This is a genomic window from Ruixingdingia sedimenti, assembly GCF_031432425.1.
Lineage (GTDB): Bacteria > Pseudomonadota > Alphaproteobacteria > Rhodobacterales > Rhodobacteraceae > Ruixingdingia > Ruixingdingia sedimenti.
In genome coordinates this window covers 15,881-34,872 of sequence record NZ_JAVKPH010000011.1, presented here as the reverse complement: position 1 = coordinate 34,872, position 18,992 = coordinate 15,881, and the positions used below count along the sequence as shown (strand labels likewise).

The following is an 18,992-nucleotide window of genomic DNA, read 5'->3' as shown; positions in this document are numbered from 1 at the left end:
CCCCGCATGGATACCGGAGCGCGCATGACCCAAGACATCACCGGCACCGCCGCTGTCGCCACCGCAAAGGCCAGCGGCTATCTGCAGCAGCTGTGCAAGCATTTCGGCCACAAGATCCCCGTCACCTTCGACGCAGAGGCGGGAGAGATCGTGTTTCCCTTCGGCACCTGCCGGCTGCGCGCAGAGGATGGCGCGCTGCACCTGACCGCCATCGCGCCGGATGCCGAACGGCTGGCGCAGTTGCAGGACGTGATCGCCCGCCATCTGCTGCGCTTCGCCTTTCGTGAAGACGGGATGCGGGTCGACTGGCAGGCGGGCTGAGGTTCAGCCCCAGGGATTGCCCGGACGGCGGCCCGGGCCGCGTCCGGTGCGCGGGATCGAGGACGGCGCGGCCCGGCCCGCCATCTGCCGCAGCGCCGCGATGCGGTTGGCGGTCGCCGGATGGGTGGCGAACAGGCTGTCGCGCGCATGGGCATGCAGCGGGTTGATGATGAACAGATGCGCCGTGCCCGGGTGGCGTTCCGCCGCCGTGTTGTCGATGCGGGCCGCCATCTGCTCGATCCGCGCCAGGGCCGAGGCGAGCCACATGGGATCGCCGCAGATCTCTGCCCCCGCGCGGTCGGCGGCATATTCGCGCGTGCGGCTGATCGCCATCTGCACCAGCGCCGCCGCCAAGGGCGCCAGCACCATCATCGCGATCGTCCCCGCCAGCCCGAGCCGTTCGCGGCTGCCGCCGAAGAACAGCGCGAAATTCGCCAGCATGGAGATCGCGCCCGCAAAGGTCGCCGTCACCGTCATGATCGCGGTGTCGTGGTTGCGGATATGGGCCAGTTCATGCGCGATCACGCCCGCCAGTTCCTCGCGGCCGAGGCTGGCCAGCAGGCCCGTCGTCACCGCCACCGCGGCATTGGCGGGGTTGCGCCCCGTGGCAAAGGCATTGGGCTGTGGCGTGTCGATCACATAGACGGCGGGCATCGGCAGGCCGGCGTTGCGGGCAAGGCGTTCGACCATCTCGACCAGGCCCGTGGCCTCGTCCCGCGCCACGGGCCGGGCGTTGTGCATCCGCAGCACCATCCTGTCCGAATTCCACCAGGCAAAGGCGTTCATCGCCGCCGCGACCGCCAGCGCCACGGCCATCCCCCCGCCGCCGCCCAGAAGCCAGCCGATGCCCATGAACAGCGCCGTCATCGCCGCCATCAGCATCGCGGTTTTCACGTAACCCATCGTACCCTCTCTGCCATCAGGGGCGATATAGGGCGGGGCGCGCAGGATGCAACGGTCAGGGCAGCCAGGCTTGCGCGGCGAGAAAGGCGAGGATCCCGGCCAGAACCGTCACGAACAGGCTGCGCGTGACCACCCCGGCCAGCGCGGCGGCAACGGCGGCCAGCAGCGACAGGCTGATGCCGCCGGGGGTGAATTCCGGCTTGGCCGTCAGTTCGGCGGCGATGATCGCGGCCATGATCGCCGCCGGGATGAACCCCAGCCAGTCGCGCACCGGCCCCGGCAGTTCGCGCCGCGACAGCAGCAGCACCGGCCCCGCCCGCAGCGCGAAAGTGACCAGCGCGGCCAGAAGGATCGCCGTGACGGTCTGGCTCATGCCCCGTCCCCCTTGCGCGACAGGCGCAGCAGCGCCGTGGCCAGCGTCGCCGCCCCCACCGTCGCCACCAGCGTCAGAAGGTTCGCCCCGGCATGGCCGGACCCGGCCCAGACCACCGCCATCGCCACCAGGATCGTCACCGTTTCCAGCACCTTGCGGCGGCTGGCGAACCAGGTCAGCAACAGCAGCCCGATGAACATCGCCACCAGGCTGAAGCTCAGCCCCCGGGTCAGGCTTTCCGGCAGGGCCGAGGCCAGCGCCACCCCCATCAGGTTCGCCACGATCCAGTTGAGCCAGGCGGTCACGTTCAGCCCCAGAAGCCAGGCGAAGGGCAGCGCGCCATGGCGCGCGCCATGCTGTGCGGCCACGCCGAAGGTCTCGTCCGTCAAGAGCGCGCCGCCCACGACCTTCTGCCAGCCGGCGGCGCGGGTGAAATAGACCGCCAGATAGGAACTCATCAGCAGATAGCGCAGGTTGATCAGCGCCACCGCCGCCACGATCGCCCAGACCCCGGCCCCGGCCGAGGCCATCGAATAGAACAGGAACTGCGCCGAGCCGGTATAGAGCAGCCCCGACAGCAGCGTGATTTCCAGCACCGAGAACCCCGCCACCGCCCCGATCGCGCCCGAGGCGAAGCCGATGCTCCAATACCCCAGGATGGTGGGCAGGCAGGCTATGACGCCCTGCCGGAACTGGTTGCGGGCGTCGGAAAGCGGATCGGTGCTGGCGGTATCTGGCGCGGTCATGGGGCGGTCCTTTCGGCCGCCCTGAATAGCCCGGCCCCCGCGCGGGGGAAAGGGTCAGCGTGCGGTCTGCCGCGCCTCGGTGGGGGTGCGGCCGAAGCGGCTGCGGTAGTGGCGGCTGAACTGCGCCTGATCGGAAAAGCCCCAGCGATAGGCGATCTGGGCGATGGTGCCGCGGTGGCCTGCGCGCAGGTCCTCGTCGCAGCGGGCAAGGCGGCAGTCGCGGATATGGCCGCCCACCGTCTGGCCCGAGGCGGCGAACAGCCGTTGCAGATAGCGCAGCGAGATGCCGCAGGCATCGGCCACGTCCTGCGGCGACAGGCCCGGGGTCTTGAGGTTCGCGCGGATGAAATCCTGCGCGCGGTCCAGATGCGCGGCCTGCACGGTGCTGTCGGCGCTGGCCAGCGCCCGCTCGTCGCCGCGCAGGGCAAGGCACAGCACCTCCAGCAGATGCTGCCCTGCCAGTTGCCGCGCGGGTGCGTCGAGCCCGTCCAGATGCGCCACCGCATTGCGCAGGCCCGCCAGGAAATACCCCGCCACCCCCTGCCGCGCATCGACCGCCAGCGCGACGCAGCGGTGCAGGTCGCCGATCCGGGCGCGGATGCTGTCGGCGGGGACCTTGACCACCCATTGGGTGTCCGCCTCGCGGTGCCAGTATTCATAGGGCGCATCGCTGCGTTCGATCACGAAACCGCCGGGCGGGCAGCGCGCCTCGCGCGCGTATTGGCGGAACGTCACCTGCGCCGCGCCGGGGACGGAAATCAGCAGCGCGCTTTCCCGGTCGTCGCGCAGATGGCCCGCCCGGCGGCGGTAGAGCACGCCGTCGCATCGGATCCGCGTCAGGGCGATGGGGCCGAGCGGCCAGATTTCCAGCGCGCCGCGAAAGCCCGCGCGGTCGCGGCATTCGGTTTCCAGCGGGAAATAGGCGGCCGAGACCGCCTCCTGCCACAGGTCCGCACCGTCGCGCGGCGGGGGGCAAGGGCTGTGCGCGGGCATGTCGGCTCTCCCTGCGGGCAATCTGTCGCATGCAGCATAGCGCCGCAGGCCCGCGCCGCGAAGCCCCGATCAGGTCTGCGGCGGCGGGAACAGCAGATCCGGGCGCAGGTCCGCCAGCGTGGCCGCGCCGGCAAAGGTCATCACGCGGACGAGTTCTTCTTGCAGGATCTCGCAGGCGCGCAGCGCGCCGGCCTCGCCCGCCGCGCCCACGCCGTAAAGGAACGCCTTGCCCGCCAGCACGCCATCGGCGCCGAGCGCCAGCGCCTTGGCGATGTCGGCCCCGCGCATGATGCCGCTGTCGAGCATCACCGCCGCGCGCCCGCCCACGCGGTCGGCGATCTGCGGCAGCACCCGGATCGTCGGCACCGCCGCATCCAGATTGCGCCCCCCGTGGTTCGACACCACGATCCCGTCCGCCCCGGCCTCGACCGCCGCCGCCGCGTCGTCGGGATGCATGATCCCCTTGACGATCAGCGGCCCGTCCCACAGCCGGCGGATGGTGCGGATGTCGTCCCAGGCCAGATCGGCGCAGAAGGGCAGGTTGAACTTGCCCACCGCCGCCTTGCCCACCGGCACGCGCAGCGCCTCGGGGTAGTTTTCGGCCACCATCGGCCCCTGTTTCAGCCAGCGCCGGAACACCACGTCCAGAAGCCATTTCGGATGCCGCAGGATGTCGGCCGCGTTCCTGGGCTGCACCCGGAAGGGGATGCTGAAACCGTTGCGCAGGTTGTAGGGGCGGAAGGGGGCGACGGGCGTGTCCACGGTGACGATCAGCGCCTCGAACCCCGCGCGTCGGGCGCGCGCGACCAGTTCATGGGTCATCTCGCGCTGCGGCCAGACATAAAGCTGCAACCACAGCCGCCCGCGCGAAACCTCGCGGATCCGTTCCATCGGGGTGATGGATCCGGTGGACAGCGCGAAGGGGATCCCCGCCGCCTCTGCCGCGCGGGCGGAGGCGATTTCGCCGTCGCGCCACATCAGGCTGGCAAAGCCGGTAGGCGCGACGGCCAGGGGCATCGCGCTGTCCTGCCCGAAAAACCGGCATGCGGTGGAAACGGCCGACACGTCGCGCGCCACCCGCGGCTGGATGCCGATCGCATCGAAAGCCGCGGCATTGCCGCGAAGCGCGAGGTCGTCGTCGGTGCCGCGCGCGACATATTCGAAGATGCCCCGCGGCAGGTTCGCCCGCGCCATCGCGCGCAGGTCGGATACCGCCAGCGCCTTCCGGCGCAACCGTTCGATCCGCATCACACCGTTCCTCCCTGCCCCGGCATCGCCCGTCAGCGCCCCGAAAACAAGCGCCGGCCGGGGTGCGGCATCTCGACCCGCAGGATCGCGCCTTCCTCGCATTCGGTCACGAAGGCGGTGCGGCGGTCCGGCCCGCCATAGGCGATGTTCGTGGTCTGGGTGCCGGCGGGGCTGTCGATGCGCAGGACGGGTTCGCCCTGCGGGCTGAACAGCCACACCGCGCCCAGGCCGATCTGGCAGACGACCAGATTTCCGGCCTCGTCCATCGTGATCCCGTCGGGCCCGCCGCCGCCCGTCATCTGGATGAAATTGCCCACCTTGGCCACGGTGCCGTCGTCGGAAAACGGGATGCGCCAGATCGCGTTGGCGCGGGTGACGGCCAGGAACAGCACCCGTTCGTCCGGCGACAGGACCAGCCCGTTGGGGCTGGGAATGTTGTCGAGGATCAGGTCCACATGGCCGTCCGGTTTCACCCGGAACACCCGGCCCGAAGGGTCGTGCAGCCCGGTCAGCCCCTGGTCGGTGAAATAGAGATCGCCGTTTTCGGCAAAGAACAGGTCGTTGACCGCCTTGAGATGTTCCAGCCGCACCCGGGCGAGGAAGGGCGTGATCTTCCGCGTCTCTGGATCCAGCACCATGATCCCGTTGCGGTGGTCGGCGATGAAGACCCGCCCGTCGCGGTGGAACCGCAGGCCGTTCGGCTCGCCCTCGTATTCGATCACCAGTTCCCAGTTCCCGGCCGGGTCGATGCGGAAGATCCGGCCCCAGGGGATGTCGACGCACCACAGGTTGCCGTCGGCGTCGAAGCCCGGACCCTCCAGCACCGAATGATGCTGTTTCATCGCCGGCTGATGGCTGAACCATTCGCCGCCGCGCGCCTTTTTGCGCAGTTCGTCCGGCATGCGGGTGAAGACCTCGGCGGTGGTGCGGGGCGGGGGGGCGTACATGGGGGGACTCCTTCTTGGCGATCAGCGCATGGTCTGGGGCAGCCACAGCACGATCTGGGGAAAGGCGTAGCAGAGGAAGGCGAAGCCGAGGACGATCGCGCAATAGGGCGCCGACGACCAGGCGATGCGCGCCAGCGGCGTTTCCGGCGAAATCGACTGCAACGCAAAGAGGTTGAGCCCCACCGGCGGCGTGATCGCCGACAGCTCTATGACGAAGATCAGCAGGATCCCCAGCCAGATCCCGTCGAACCCCATCGCCATCATCGGCGCATAGACCAGCGGCACCGTGACCAGCATCACCGACAGCCCGTCCATGAACATGCCGACGACCAGATAGATCAGCAGCAGGATGCAGAAGAACACGAGGGGTCCGATGTTCATCGCCACCACGATTTCCGCGATCTGCTTGCCGAAACCCGTCACCACCAGCCCGTATTGCAGGATCTGCGCGCAGATGGTGATGAACATGATCACCGCGCTGGATATCGCGGCATTCGACAGCGAGGCACGGATGCTGGCGGCGGTCAAGCCGCCGTAGAACCAGGAAATCACCCCGGCCAGCAGCGCGCCGAGCGCCGCGGCCTCGGTCGGCGTGACGATGCCGGCGTACATCGACAGGATCACGCTGCCCACCAGCAGCATCACCGGCAGCGCATCGCGCAGCAGGTTGCCGCGTTCCAGCCCGCCGTCCTCCTCGTAGACCGGCACCAGCGAAGGGTCGAGCTTCGCGCGGATGCCGACGAAGATGCTGAACAGGATCGCCAGCAGGATCCCCGGCACGATGCCGGCCATGAACAGCTGGATGATCGAGACATTGGTGATCGAGGCATAGACGATCATCGGAATGGACGGCGGAATGAGGATGCCGAGCCCCCCGCCCGCCGCCAGCGTGCCGAGCGTCAGGCTGTCCTTGTAGCCGCGCTGGCGCATTTCCTTCATGGCGATGGAACCGATGGTCAGCACGGTCGCCACCGACGACCCGCAGACGGCGGAAAACACCGCGCAGCCGGCGATGTTCGTCTGCGCGAGCCCCCCCGGCACCTTGCGGAACCACGGCGCCAGCCCGGCATAGAAACGGTTCGCGATGCCGCCCTGAAGGATCAATTCGCCCATCAGGATGAACAGCGGAATGGCGATCAGGCTGAAGCTGGTGGCGTTGTTCCACACCACATCCGCCAGCGAGGGCCAGAGCGCGGTCCCGAACAGCGCGGTGATCCCCGCGACCCCCGCCAGCCCCATCGCCACGCCGATATAGACGCCGCCCACAAGGCAGCCCAGAAGCACCGCCCCATAGAGGATGCCCAGTTCAGTCAACGACATTCACTTCATCCTCTGCAAGGGCGGTATCCCCGGCCCAGAGCCCGCGCGCCAGATGCGCGCCGCGCAGCAGCATCCCCACCGCCAGCAGCCCGAGCCCGAGCGGCAGCAGCGCCTGCGGATACATCAGCGGGGTTTCGGAATATTGTTCCGACCGGCTGCCGAAACGCAGGCTCATGCGGAACAGGTCCCAGCATTGCCAGGCCAGAAGCAGGCAGAAGGCGGCCGACACCAGCGCGATCGCCACCTCTGCCAGCGCCCGCAACCGGGTGGGCAGGCGCGCGATCAGCGCCGGAATGCGCAGGAACCGCCCCGTCGTCAGCGCCGGAAAGAACCCGGCAAGGGTTGCGGCGCAGAACAGATAACCGCTGTATTCCTCGGATATCCGGGTCGAGACGGAAAAGACATAACGCAGGGTGATTTCCGCCACCATCAGCAGGCCGATGCAGACGATCAGCCCCGCCGACAGCGCGAGAAGCCCGCGTTCCAGTCTGTGCAACATCGCGAAAGCTCCTGTCCGGGGCCCCGCCCGCACCGGGCGGGCGGGGACGAAGGCGGGGGGCTTACTGGCAGCCGGCGCGGATCGCGGCCAGCACCGACCGGCCCGCATCGCCCTGCTGCGCCGCCCAGGCCTCGGCGATGTCGGCGGTCATCGTGGCCAGCGCCGCGGCGTCCTCTGCCGAAGGTTCCACCAGCTTGATGCCCTTGGCGGTCAGGTTCGCCCGCGCCTGGCTGTCGAGCGTCAGAACCTCTTGCCGCAGCGTGCCTTCCCATTTCTGCGCAACCTCGAGAAAGGCCGCGCGCATATCCTCGGGCAGTTCGGCCAGCGCGGCGTCGTTCACCGCGATCACCTCGTGCGACAGCGTGATGTTGAACAGATAGCCGTTGCCCAGCACCTCGTGCCAGTTCCACGCATCGGCGTTGACAGAGGCGGTGATGGCCCCGTCGATCAGCCCGCGCTGCAACGACGGCGTGACCTCGGCGGTGGTGATCGACACGCTGGTCGCGCCCAGCTTGTCCAGCGTCTGGACCTGGCCCTGGTTCCAGGTGCGGATCTTCATCCCCTTGAAATCCTCCAGCGTCGCGATGGCCTTCGTGCTCCAGACCTGCTGGCCGGGCATGGCCCAGTGCATGATGGGCGTGGCGCCGAACTTGTCGTCGATGGCGGCGTCGAAGGTCGCCTCGATCTGCGGCAGGGCGCCGTCGAAGAAACGCTGCATGTCCATGCAGACGAAGGGCATCGACATGGCGTCGAGCAGCCCCAGATCGGCGGCGATGAAGCCTGTGGGCGAATGGCCGATCTCGATCTGGCGGCGGCTGAGCGCGCGATAGACATCGACACCCTTGTAGGGCAGTTCGCTGCCGGTAAAGACGGTGATGTTCAGCCGCCCGCCGGTCGCCTGCCGCACGTCGTCGGCAAAGCCGCGCATCCATTCGGTCTGGCGGTCGGCCACGCCGTAGATGGTGAAGAACTTCCAGTCGAAATCCGCGGCCGCGGCCGATACCGCCGCCGCCGCCCAGACCGCGCCGGCCACCGCCGCACGCTTCAGCATCCCTTGCATCGCTTTCCTCCCGTTGTGAGACGAGTCCCCCGGCAAGCGCCCCTCTCGCGGCGGCCCGCCCGGACCGGGGCCTTGTCCCTGCCCCTGTCGACTCGCATTTTCATTCACTATATGAATAGTGAATTCATAATAATCCGGTTTTCGCACCTGTCAACCGGATTGATCGCGGCAGGGGCGCGGCAGCCCTGCCGGCGGGCATGGCGGGAAGGGTCGGGTCGTGCGGAATCGCGGCAAGGCGGGGCCGGGGGCCGCCGTTGCCGGGGGCGTCATATGGGCCGGGGTTTCACCCCGCCTCTGCCGGCGCTATTTTTCGGTTTTCTTGCGGCCCGTCTTGGCAGCCTTCGGGGCGGCCTTCGGGGCGGGCGGCTCGATCCGGTCGTTCAGGCCCGAATCCTCGGCCAGCCGCAGGGCGATTTCCTGCGCCGTGCGCTGAAGCGAGGGCAGGATCTTCGCCATCACGCGGCTCGGCGTGCCCGCGCTGCGCAGCACCAGGCTGCTCAGCCCCGCGACCACGCGCCCGCCGACGAGGATCGGCACCGCCACCGCCCAGATCTGCGAATGATAGATCTCGTCCAGATAGGGCTGTTCGGCCAGCGCATAGCCGTTCTGCCGCACCAGCCGCAGCCGGTCCGGCAGGGTATCCAGCATCGCCGGGTTGTTGTCCCAGCGGCTGTCGGACCGCTTGAGATCCTGTAGCCGCTCTTCCAGCTGCTCGGGCGGCAGATGCGCCAGATAGACCAGCCCCACCCCCGTCACCGTCACCGGGATCCGCGCGCCGAGGCGGCCCGCGATCGACATCCCGTGTTCGGAACGGTTGGTATAGGCGATCACCATCGAGCCGTTTTCATAGGTCGCAAGGTTCGACGGCCAGCCGATTTCCGCCCGCAGATCCTCGATCAGCGGCGTCGCCAGCTGCACCAGCCGCGAGGTGGCGGCAAAGCCCTTGGACAGGCGCAACGTCCGCGCCGTGACGCCGAAAAGGGTGCTTTTTTCCAGCCGGTAGACATAGCCCGCCTCGATCAGGGTTTCGAGGATGCGCACCACCGTGGGCTGCGGCAGGTCCAGTTGCCGGGCGATGTCCGTCGTGGCGATCGGGCCGGATTCGCTGACCAGCCGCAGGATCTGCAGGCCGCGGGTGATGGCGCGCACTGGCTCGAACGATGCCATGGGATGGGCCCTCCGGTTGGCGAAATGGCGTGACCGTGATAGTATTTCATGGTCATAGCATCCATCTTTCATCAGGTGAATGGATTTTCCGTGAACCGGATGCGGCCGCCCCGGCCCGCCCCTGCCCGTCAGACCGACAGCACCCCGCGCAACAGGATCTCCTGTTCCCTTTCGTGCCGTTCCACCGACCCGCCCGCCGTCACCGGCATGGCGGGCCGCGCGTGGACGGGGCGGCGGGGGTTCAGGTGGATGCCGTGGCGGCGGAACGCCTCGGCCAGGAAGGGCCAGGGCCCCTGGTTTTCCGCCTCCTCTTGCAGCCAGACCGCCTCTGCCCGCCCGAAGGACGCCAGCGCCGCCCGCAAGGCCGCGATGTCGAGCGGATAAAGCTGTTCCAGCCGGACCACCGCCACCGCATGGGTCAGCCCCGCCGCGTCCCGCGCCTGTTCCAGCGCATGGGCGATCTTGCCCGAACAGATCACCACCCGCCGCACCCCGCCCCTGCCGGGCGGCGGGGCTTCGGCGATGACCGGGCGAAAGGCGGTGCCCTCGGCCATCTCGGCCAGCGCCGACACCGCCGAACGCGCCCGCAACAGCGATTTCGGCGCGATCAGGAACAGCGGCTTGCGCCAGCGCGCATGGATCTGGCGGCGCAGCAGATGGAACAGGTTCGCCGGCGTCGAGGGATTGGCGACGACGACATTGCCGCCCGCGCACATCTGCAACAGCCGCTCCACCCGGGCCGAGGAATGGTCGGGCCCCTGCCCTTCCAGCCCGTGCGGCAGTTGCACCACAAGACCCGACCGCAGGCGCCATTTCGCCTCTGCCGAAACGATGTACTGGTCCACCACCGGCTGCGCGCCGTTGAGGAAATCGCCGAACTGCGCCTCCCATATCGTCAGGGCCTGCGGGTCGAACAGGCTGTGGCCGTATTCGAAGGACAGCACGCCATATTCCGACAGCGGGCTGTTGATGATCTCTGCCCGCGCGCCGGCACGGGCGGCGGCGGCCAGCGGCAGGTGGGCCTGCCCGCTGTCCATGTCGTGCACCGCCAGATGCCGCTGCGTGAAGGTGCCGCGCACGGCGTCCTGCCCCGACAGGCGCACCGGATGCCCCTCGTCCAGCAGCGTGGCGAGGGCGAGCGCCTCGGCGGTGGCGAAGGTGATCTCCTGCCCCGCCTCGAGACTGGCGGCGCGCTGGTCGTAAAAGCGGCGGACCTTGGGGTTGACCGCCGCCCCGGGCGCCAGCGCGCTGGCCGCCAGCCCCACCCGCCGCAGATCGGCCAGCGGCAGGCCGGTGGGCACGGGGGCCAGCAGCGCGGCTTCGTCGGCGGGTTCCACCGCGGCCCAGGCGTCGGGTTGCACCGGCGCGTCGTTGGGCAGCAGATCGGCCGCCCGCCGGAACCCGTCCTGAAGGGCGCGGGTGAAATCCCCGGCGCAGCGCGCGGCATGGTCGGCCAGCGCCGGGCGGTCGTGCTGCACGCGGGCGGTCAGCAGGTCGCGCAGCGGCGGATGGCGGTCGATCGCCTGCCACAGGCGGGGCTGGGTAAAGCGCGGCTCGTCCAGTTCGTTGTGCCCGAAGCGGCGATAGCACACCATGTCCACAAGGATGTCGCGCCCGGACCGGTTGCGCCAGTCCAGCGCCAGCCGCGCCGCCCGCGCCACCGCCAGCGCATCGTCGCCGTTCACATGCAGAACCGGCACACCGACCATCCGGGCGACATCGGTGCAATAGCGCGCGCTGCGCCCCTCGGCCGGCAGGGTGGTGAAGCCGATCTGGTTGTTGACCACCAGATGGACCGCCCCGCCCGCCCGATAGGGCGGCAGACCCGCGATCTGCATCATCTCGGCGCTCAGCCCCTGCCCGGCGAAGGCGGCGTCGGTGTGCATCAGCAGGCAAAGCGCCCCGGCCCCCGCCGCCCGCGCCAGACCCAGCGCCACCGGCGCCACCACCATCAGATGCGAGGGATGCGGCAGCAGCGTCAGGCCGAGCGTCCGCGCGCCCTCGAACCGTGTGCGCAGGCCCAGGTGATAGGGCACGTCGCCGGTGAAGGCCGCGCCCTCGGACAGGTCGCGCCCGGTCAGTTCCGCCGCCAGCGCGGCGGGGCTCTTGCCCAGGGCGACGGCCAGCACCGCCAGACGGCCGCGATGCATGCCGCCCATCACGATCTCGTCCACCCCCGGCCCCGCGGCGGCGGCAAGGAACAAGGCGCGCAGAAAGACCAGCGTGCCCTCGGACCCTTCGCTGCCGAAGCGTTTCTTGGCCGGGAACTTCACCCGCATGAAGGATTCGAACGTGTCGGCCAGCACCACCGATTCCAGCGCATCGCGGGTCAGGTCGTCATCTGGCGGCGCCAGCATCGCGCGCTCGAACGCCGCCAGCAGCCAGTCGGCCTCGGCAGGGTCGTGCAGGTGGTCGGCCTCGATCCCCATCGTGCCGCGATAGATGCGGTCGATCAGCGCCGTGGCCTCTGCCGCCGGCAGATCCCGGGGCGCACCCGCCAGCGTCAGGCGCACCCCGGCGGCGCCTTCGGCCCGCGCCGCCGCGCGCAGCGGATCGAGCCGGCCATCCCGCGGCGCAAGGCCGAGCGGGTCGAGATCCGCCGCCAGATGCCCGAAGCGCCGCGCCGCCTCCAGATAGGCCGCGACCGCCCGGCCGGGGGCGTCCGGGGCGGCGGGGGCGCGCATTTCCGCGAAATACGCCCCCCAGTCGGCGGGAACCGAGGCCGGATCCGTCAGGTATTTCGCGTAAAGACCAAGGTAGAACGCATTGTCACCGCCAAGGGGGGGCTGCATCGGGATCCTCATGGTTCGGGCAGGCGGCATCGGCCGGCCGGGGCCGGGCATCGGGAACGGTTCGGGCGGCGGGGATCAGTCGGCGGCCTGCCAGACCTGCGCCATCGGCAATCCCGCGCGGATCGCGGCCTCCCATGCGTCGTCGCGGCGCGCGATCTGTTGCGCGATCGCCAGCACCTCTGCCGCGCGCGCCCTGGGGACGGCCACCGCGCCGGTCGCATCGCCGAAGATCAGATCGCCCGGATGAATCTCCACCCCCGCGATGCGAATCGGCGCCTGCGTGCTTTCCACGCCCACCCGGCCCTTGCCGGTGCGCATGTAGAGATCGCGGCTGAACATCGGATAGCCGAGCGCTCGCGTGCCGTCGATGTCGCGGCAGGCGCCGTCGATCAGCGTGCCCGCAAACCCCTGGACCGAGGCGAACAGCGACAACGTATCCCCCCAGACCGACACATCCGTCCGCCCGCCGTTGTCGATGGCGACCACCGCGCCCGCCGGGATGTCGTCGAGGAAATCGGCGAAACGGTCCAGCGCGGCGGGGGCGAGCGTGTATTTCGCGGTGAAGGCCGGGCCGCACATCCGCGCACCGTCCACCTGCGGCTTCAGCCCGTGCAGCGTGCCGTGGATCCCCGCGCGGTCCAGCGCGTCGGAAATGATGGCCGAACTCAGGCCCCTGTAAGCCTCTATGATATCTGTCGAAATTTCCCGATCCGTCACGTCCGAGCCCTCCCTCTGGCTGCCCGCGGCATCGCCCGCCCACACCGCGCCGCCCCGGAACCATCCCGGGGCGGCGCTGCGCAGATGGCCGGTTTCGAGTCTCATTATTCTCTTGATGAATAGAGAATTCAATAATAATGTTCATCCACCCCGCCGAAGGATGCCGCAGAGCCGCCCCGGGGCCGGACCACGGGAGGGACCGCAGATGACAAGCCCACGCAGCCGCCTGCGCGCCCTGCTCGCACAGCCGGGATGCACCGACGCCGCGCCGGTGTTCGACCCGTTCTCGGCCCGGGTGGCGGAAATGAACGGCTGGCCGGTGGCCAAGCTGTCGGGGTCGGTGTCGAAGATGGCCAATGTATCGGCCCCCGACGGGCTGCCGCTGGCGAACATGACCGATCTGGCCGACATCTGCCGCCGCATCTGCCGCAACACCGACCTGCCGCTGGTCGCGGACGCCGACGAGGGCGGGGGCAACGCCATCACGCTGCGCGCCACGATCCGCGATCTGGAAATGGCCGGCGTCGCGGCGATAGAGATCGAGGACAATCTCGTCCCCCAAAGCACGCAGGCCGCCGCGCGGCGCCATGCGCTGATGGTGCCGCTGGAGGAACATCTGGGCAAGCTGCGCGCGGCGGTCGCGGCGCGGCGCGACCCCGCAACGATCATCGTCGCGCGCAGCTTCGCGCTGTCGGAACTGCCCCGGGCAGAGGCATTGGCCCGCATCCGCGCCTATGCGCAGACGGGGGCAGAGGCGGTGATGCTGGCCGACCTGCCGGGCGGCCCCGCCGATCTGGTCGAGGTGGCCGATGCCGCGGGCCTGCCGCTGTTCGTTCTGGGCGTGCCGCAGCGGGACCGCGACGACCCCGAATTCCTGCGCCGCACGCGGCTCAAGCTGCGGTTCCTGCCCCATCGGCCGTTCCGCGCCGCGCTGGCGGCGATGGACGCCGCCTATCGCGCGCTGCGCGACGGGGGCACCGCCCTGCCCGACCCCACCGCAACCCCGGAAAACGCCGCGATCGTGGACCGGCTGTGCCGCCGGCAGGCGCTGGACGACTGGGAACGCCGCTATCTGCCGGGCTGATCCGGCCGATCCCGTCTTGAAACGAAAATTCATCCAGAGAATGATCCTCGCAACCAACACCGGAAAACATCACGAGAGCTTCAGGGAGGAAGCCATGCTGACACGACGCATCTTCGGCACGACCATCGCCGCCGCGCTGGCGGGGCTCGCGCTGGCCGCACCGGCGCAAGCGCAGACCACGCTGAAATGGGCCCATATCTTCGAGGTCTCGGAACCCTTCCACACCGAGGCCCTCTGGGCCGCCGGGGAAATCGCCAGGCGCACCGGCGGCCGCTACAAGATCGACGTGTACCCGGCGGCGCAACTCGGCAACGAGGTCAGCCTCGACCAGGGCCTGACGCTCGGCACGGTGGACATGGTGATCCTGACCAACGGCTTTGCCGCGAACAAATACCCGCCGATCGGGGTGACGTATTATCCCTTCACCTTCCGCGACGCGGCGCATCTGCTGAAATACACCGAAAGCGAGGTCTACCGCAAACTGACCGGCGGCTATACCGAGGCGACGGGCCACCAGATCCTGGCGACCACCTATTACGGCACCCGGCACACGACCGCGAACAAGCCGGTCGAGAAATGTTCGGACCTGACCGGGGTGAAGATGCGGGTGCCCTCGATCCCGACCTATATGGCGATGCCCACCGCCTGCGGCGCCAACACGACGCCGGTGCCCTTCGCGGAACTCTATCTGGCGCTCCAGAACGGCACGGTGGATGCGCAGGAAAACCCCCTGCCCTCGATCGAGGCCAAGAAGCTCGACGAGGTGCAGACCCATATCGCGCTGACCGGCCATATCGTCGACCAGCTGAACATCGTCATCGCCGGCGGCACCTGGAAGAAGATCGACGAGGCCGACCGCGCGGTGTTCACCGAGGTCGCGCACGAGGCCGCGCAGCGCGCCTCGCAGATCATCCTCGACCGCGAGGCGAAGCTGCTCGACGTGTTCCGCGACCGCGGCGTCACCATCCTCGAGGTGGACCTGCCCAGCTTCCAGAACACGGTGCTGGAAAAGGTGAAGTTCGAGGATTTCGGCTATGACAAGGCCGACTGGGAGGCGATCCGCGCCGTCCAGTAACCGCGCCGCCGGGCGGCGGGCCCTGCCCCGCCGTCCGGCCCGCCGCCCGCCACCCAGACAGGAACGCGCGATGCCGACCGACCACGCCCTGCCCAAACCGACCATCGACGACCTCGCCCATGCGTTCGAGGAAGAGGAACAGGCCGTCAGCCTGCGCGACCACGGGCCCGAGGACTGGGTGGCGCTGGCCGTGTTCTGGGTCATCGTCGGGCTGGTGTTCTTGCAGTTCTTCACCCGCTACGCGCTCAACAACAGTCTCGCCTGGACCGAGGAGGTCGCCGTCAACGCCCTGATCGTGCTGGTGTTCATGGGCGCCGCGATGTGCACGCGCACGACGCGGCACATCCATGTCGACCTGATCTACCACCATGTCGGCCCCGCGGCCGGGCGCTGGCTGTCGCGGCTGGTGGATGCGATCCGGGTCGGCTTTTTCGCCTATGCGGTCTGGCTGATGTGGCGCTATGTGGCGGTCGTGGCGGACGAGAGGCTGATTTCCGTGCGCCTGTCGCGGGGCTGGTTCCTCTATCCGATGCTGGCGGCCTTCGCGATCATGTTCCTGCGCGCGGTGCAGGTGATGGTGCGGAACTGGCGCCGCGGGTATTCGGTGCTGGAACGGCCCGAACTTGCCTTCGACAAGGGGGAATAGCCGATGCTGGTTCTGGTCGGGGGCTTTCTGGCCCTGATGATCCTCGGCGTGCCGGTGGCGGTGTCGATGGCGGTGTCCTCGCTCGCCTATATCCTGATCTACGATGTCGCGCCCGACCTGATCGCGGCGCAGCGCATGGTCGCGGGGGTGGACAGCTTTCCGCTGCTGGCGGTGCCGTTCTTCATCCTGGCCGGCAACCTGATGAACAGCGCCGGGGTCACGGGGCGGATCTACGGCTTCGCCCTGTCGCTGGTGGGCTGGATGAAGGGCGGGCTGGGGCAGGTGAACATCGTCGGCTCGGTGGTGTTTTCCGGCATGTCGGGCACCGCGCTGGCCGATGCCGCCGGCATCGGCACGATCGAGATCAAGGCGATGCGCGACCACGGCTATCCGGTAGAGGCCGCGGTGGGCATCACCGCCGCCTCGGCCACGCTCGGCCCGATCTTTCCGCCCTCGCTGCCCTTCGTGATCTACGGGATGATGGCCAATGTCTCCATCGGGGCGCTGTTCATGGCGGGGGTGGTGCCGGGGATCGTGATGACGGTGCTGATGATGGGCACCGTCACGCTGCTGGCCTGGCGCAAGGGATGGGGGGCGGATACCGCCTTCGACCTGCGCCGGCTGCTGGAAGCGGGGCTGGAAATCGCCATCGTGTTCTGCTTTCCGCTGGCGGTCTGGCTGCTGGTGCGGGCGGGGCTGTCGGTCAACATGGCGGTGCTGGCCGCGCTGGCGGCGCTGATCGTCATCGACTGGATCTTCGACTTTTCCGCGGTGATGGCGCTGATGACGCCGATGATCCTGATCGGCGGGATGACCATGGGCTGGTTCACGCCCACCGAGGCGGCGATGGCCGCGGTGATCTGGTCGCTGTTCCTCGGCCTCGTGCGCTATCGCAGCCTGACGGCGCGGATGCTGGCCAAGATCAGCTTCGACACGATAGAGACCACGGCCTCGGTGCTGTTCATCGTCACCTGCGCCTCGATCTTCGCCTGGCTGCTGACCGTCAGTCAGGCAGCACAGGTGCTGTCGGGGCTGATCCTGGGGCTGACGGACAGCAAGTGGCTGTTCCTGCTGCTGGCCAATGCGCTGATGCTGGTCGTCGGCTGCTTTCTCGACACCATCGCGGCGATCACGATCCTGGTGCCGCTGCTGCTGCCCATCGCGCTGGCCTTCGGGATGGATCCGATCCATTTCGGGCTGATCATGGTGCTGAACCTGATGATCGGCCTGCTGCATCCGCCGCTCGGCATGGTGCTGTTCGTGCTGTCGCGGGTGGCGCGGATCTCGGTCGAGCGGGCGACGGCGGCGATCCTGCCCTGGCTGGTGCCGCTGCTGATCGCGCTGGCGCTGATCACCTATATCCCGGCGATCTCGCTCATCCTGCCCCAGTATCTGGGCATGATCCGCTGAGCCTGAGGAGGCGCCCGTGTACACCATCCCCACCATCGAGGCAGAGGTCTTTGCCGAGGTTCCGCCCGACCTGCACTGGCGCGGCGGCCCCACACCCTGGCTGGAAGGCCGCCCCTGGGGCGTGCCGCCGGCCTTTCTGGAAGGCCCGGGTTTCGGCCGCGACGGGTTTCTCTACTGCGTCGACATCCCCTACGGGCGCATCTTCCGCATCTCGCCCGGGGGGCGGTTCGAGCTGTTCGTGCAGTATGACGGCGAACCGAACGGCCTGCGCATCCACCGCGACGGGCGCATCTTCGTGGCCGACCACAAGCGCGGCATCATGGTCATCGACCCCGCCACGCGCCGGGTGGACCCCTATGTCACCGCCGTCGAGGGCCGGCCGCTGGTGGGGCCCAACGATCTGGTCTTCGCCGATGACGGTGCGGTCTATTTCACCGACATGGGCGATTCCGATCTGGCCGCGCCCTTCGGCCGGCTGGTCAGGATCGACCCCGAGGGCCGGGCGCGCGTGGTGCTCGACGGGCTCGCGGCGCCCAACGGGCTGGCGATCAACCGGGCGGGGACGGCGCTTTACCTCAACATGTTCCGCCAGAACGCGGTCTGGCAGATGCGGCTGACGGCCGATGGCGGGGTGGCGCGGGTGGCGCATTTCATCCAGCTGTCGGGGGGGCTCGGCCCCGACGGGCTGCTGATGGATGCCGAGGACAACCTGATCATCGCCCATGGCGGGCTCGGCTGCGTCTGGGTCTACAGCGCATTGGGCGAGCCGGTGCTGCGGATCAATTCCCCGCGCGGGCGGATGGTGACGAACATCGCCTTCGGGATCGAGGACCCCCGCCGGCTCTACATCACCGATTCCAGCACCTCGACGATCCTGACCGCCCGCCTGCCGACCCCGGGGCGGGTGCCGTTTTCGCACGGTTAGGGTGGGGCATTCGGCTCCGCCGGGCCGGGCGGGATGAGGAAACGCACTGCGTTTCCCCCGCCCGTTCGCGCGAGGGTGACACTGGAGACGGTGATGTCAGGAAACCCGGCCAGGCCAGCGCCTGCCCCGGCGGGCGAGTAGCGCCCGCCATGGGCGGGGCGGGCGCTGGCCGGGGCAGCGGCACCGGCAGGATATGGCGAAGGCACGCGCCTTCGCCAGACAGAGCAATGGGTTGGATACGCCCCCCTAACCCTCCGCCACAGCGGCGCAGGCGGCAAGGCACCAGTCGGCCACCGCCGCCGCATCGCCCGGCAGCGGTTCGGCCAGACCGTCGGCAAAGGTCAGGAAGGGGCCGAGGTTCAGCCCGTTCACCCCCACCAGCACCGGCAGGCCGCGCGCCAGCGCCTCGCCGATCACGGGGGCGAAGGCGCGGCCTTCCGCCTCCTGCTTGCCGAACTTGTTGACCACCAGCATCTGCGCGCCGTCCAGATGCTGGCTCACCCACAGCACCGCCTGTTCCAGCACGCCCGCATCCAGCCGGCAGCCCGTGGCCCCCGCCCCGCGGTCGAGGCTGATGCGCACCGCGGGCCCCGCGGGCATCAGCCGCAGGTCCATGTCGCAATGATGGCGGTCGGGGCGCTCGATATTGGTCTGCACCGTGCCGACCAGCGCGATCCCCCGCGCCTCCAGCCGCGCCACGGCCCCAGCCAGCAGCAGATCGGTCGCGCCGCGGCCCGGCAGGCTGACATATCCCAGTTTCATCGCT

The 18,992-nt window shown here is 69.2% G+C and carries 19 protein-coding genes; 6 read left to right on the top strand and 13 right to left on the bottom strand.

The features are described 5' to 3' along the window. The first annotated feature begins 24 nt into the window (after positions 1–24). Positions 25–321 carry a DUF2218 domain-containing protein gene (locus tag RGD00_RS11185; RefSeq protein ID WP_310457414.1) on the top strand — a complete coding sequence of 99 codons (297 nt, stop codon included), beginning with the start codon at positions 25–27 and terminating at the stop codon, positions 319–321. A gap of 3 nt (positions 322–324) precedes the next feature. Here RGD00_RS11185 and htpX read toward each other — a convergent pair whose 3' ends face one another. From htpX to RGD00_RS11125, 12 genes are all read right to left on the bottom strand, one after another. After that, the gene (gene htpX / locus RGD00_RS11180) at positions 325–1,224 is read right to left on the bottom strand and encodes a zinc metalloprotease HtpX (protein ID WP_310457413.1); all 900 of its coding nucleotides are present in this window, start codon (positions 1,222–1,224) and stop codon (positions 325–327) included. 55 nt (positions 1,225–1,279) lie between these two features. Next, positions 1,280–1,597 carry an AzlD domain-containing protein gene (locus RGD00_RS11175; RefSeq protein ID WP_310457412.1) on the bottom strand — a complete coding sequence of 106 codons (318 nt, stop codon included), beginning with the start codon at positions 1,595–1,597 and terminating at the stop codon, positions 1,280–1,282. Beyond that, positions 1,594–2,343 carry an AzlC family ABC transporter permease gene (locus RGD00_RS11170; RefSeq protein WP_310457411.1) on the bottom strand — a complete coding sequence of 250 codons (750 nt, stop codon included), beginning with the start codon at positions 2,341–2,343 and terminating at the stop codon, positions 1,594–1,596. Before RGD00_RS11170 ends, RGD00_RS11175 begins: the two co-directional genes overlap by 4 nt. A gap of 54 nt (positions 2,344–2,397) precedes the next feature. Then, positions 2,398–3,336 (bottom strand): AraC-like ligand-binding domain-containing protein, encoded by a 939-nt coding sequence (locus RGD00_RS11165; protein ID WP_310457410.1) that lies wholly within the window; start codon positions 3,334–3,336, stop codon positions 2,398–2,400. Positions 3,337–3,405: 69 nt separating this feature from the next. Further along, positions 3,406–4,584, bottom strand: coding sequence for an alpha-hydroxy acid oxidase (locus RGD00_RS11160; protein ID WP_310457409.1), 1,179 nt, complete (start codon positions 4,582–4,584; stop codon positions 3,406–3,408). A 32-nt stretch (positions 4,585–4,616) separates the two neighbouring features. Beyond that, positions 4,617–5,531, bottom strand: a complete 915-nt coding sequence (locus RGD00_RS11155; protein ID WP_310457408.1) for an SMP-30/gluconolactonase/LRE family protein — start codon at positions 5,529–5,531, stop codon at positions 4,617–4,619. 21 nt (positions 5,532–5,552) lie between these two features. After that, a complete protein-coding gene (locus tag RGD00_RS11150; protein ID WP_310457407.1) occupies positions 5,553–6,851 on the bottom strand; it encodes a TRAP transporter large permease in 1,299 nt (432 codons plus the stop codon). After that, positions 6,838–7,350: a TRAP transporter small permease gene (locus RGD00_RS11145; RefSeq protein WP_310457406.1), complete on the bottom strand. Its 513-nt coding sequence runs from the start codon at positions 7,348–7,350 to the stop codon at positions 6,838–6,840. The genes RGD00_RS11150 and RGD00_RS11145 overlap by 14 nt, the downstream gene beginning before the upstream one ends. Positions 7,351–7,411: 61 nt before the next feature. Continuing rightward, entirely contained in the window at positions 7,412–8,410 is a 999-nt protein-coding gene (gene dctP / locus RGD00_RS11140; protein ID WP_310457405.1) for a TRAP transporter substrate-binding protein DctP, read from the bottom strand. A 303-nt stretch (positions 8,411–8,713) separates the two neighbouring features. Further along, complete coding sequence (locus RGD00_RS11135) at positions 8,714–9,577, bottom strand: helix-turn-helix domain-containing protein (protein ID WP_310457404.1); 864 nt, start codon at positions 9,575–9,577, stop codon at positions 8,714–8,716. A gap of 128 nt (positions 9,578–9,705) precedes the next feature. Further along, positions 9,706–12,369: a 2-oxoglutarate dehydrogenase E1 component gene (locus tag RGD00_RS11130; RefSeq protein ID WP_310457403.1), complete on the bottom strand. Its 2,664-nt coding sequence runs from the start codon at positions 12,367–12,369 to the stop codon at positions 9,706–9,708. 75 nt (positions 12,370–12,444) lie between these two features. Next, positions 12,445–13,191, bottom strand: coding sequence for an RraA family protein (locus tag RGD00_RS11125; protein ID WP_310457402.1), 747 nt, complete (start codon positions 13,189–13,191; stop codon positions 12,445–12,447). Positions 13,192–13,291: 100 nt separating this feature from the next. On the opposite strand from RGD00_RS11125, the gene RGD00_RS11120 reads away from it, so the two are divergent. The 5 genes from RGD00_RS11120 to RGD00_RS11100 all read left to right on the top strand — a co-directional run bounded on the left by RGD00_RS11120 (position 13,292) and on the right by RGD00_RS11100 (position 18,226). Beyond that, positions 13,292–14,170, top strand: a complete 879-nt coding sequence (locus RGD00_RS11120; protein ID WP_310457401.1) for an isocitrate lyase/phosphoenolpyruvate mutase family protein — start codon at positions 13,292–13,294, stop codon at positions 14,168–14,170. A gap of 94 nt (positions 14,171–14,264) precedes the next feature. Further along, positions 14,265–15,245, top strand: a complete 981-nt coding sequence (locus tag RGD00_RS11115) for a sialic acid TRAP transporter substrate-binding protein SiaP (protein WP_310457400.1) — start codon at positions 14,265–14,267, stop codon at positions 15,243–15,245. A 70-nt stretch (positions 15,246–15,315) separates the two neighbouring features. Further along, a complete protein-coding gene (locus RGD00_RS11110; protein ID WP_310457399.1) occupies positions 15,316–15,891 on the top strand; it encodes a TRAP transporter small permease in 576 nt (191 codons plus the stop codon). Positions 15,892–15,894: 3 nt separating this feature from the next. Further along, positions 15,895–17,301 (top strand): TRAP transporter large permease, encoded by a 1,407-nt coding sequence (locus RGD00_RS11105; protein ID WP_310457398.1) that lies wholly within the window; start codon positions 15,895–15,897, stop codon positions 17,299–17,301. Positions 17,302–17,317: 16 nt separating this feature from the next. Continuing rightward, the gene (locus RGD00_RS11100) at positions 17,318–18,226 is read left to right on the top strand and encodes an SMP-30/gluconolactonase/LRE family protein (protein WP_310457397.1); all 909 of its coding nucleotides are present in this window, start codon (positions 17,318–17,320) and stop codon (positions 18,224–18,226) included. A 246-nt stretch (positions 18,227–18,472) separates the two neighbouring features. Here RGD00_RS11100 and RGD00_RS11095 read toward each other — a convergent pair whose 3' ends face one another. Beyond that, on the bottom strand, positions 18,473–18,988 hold the full coding sequence (locus RGD00_RS11095; RefSeq protein WP_310457396.1) for a DUF2478 domain-containing protein: 516 nt from the start codon (positions 18,986–18,988) through the stop codon (positions 18,473–18,475). Positions 18,989–18,992 lie beyond the last annotated feature (4 nt).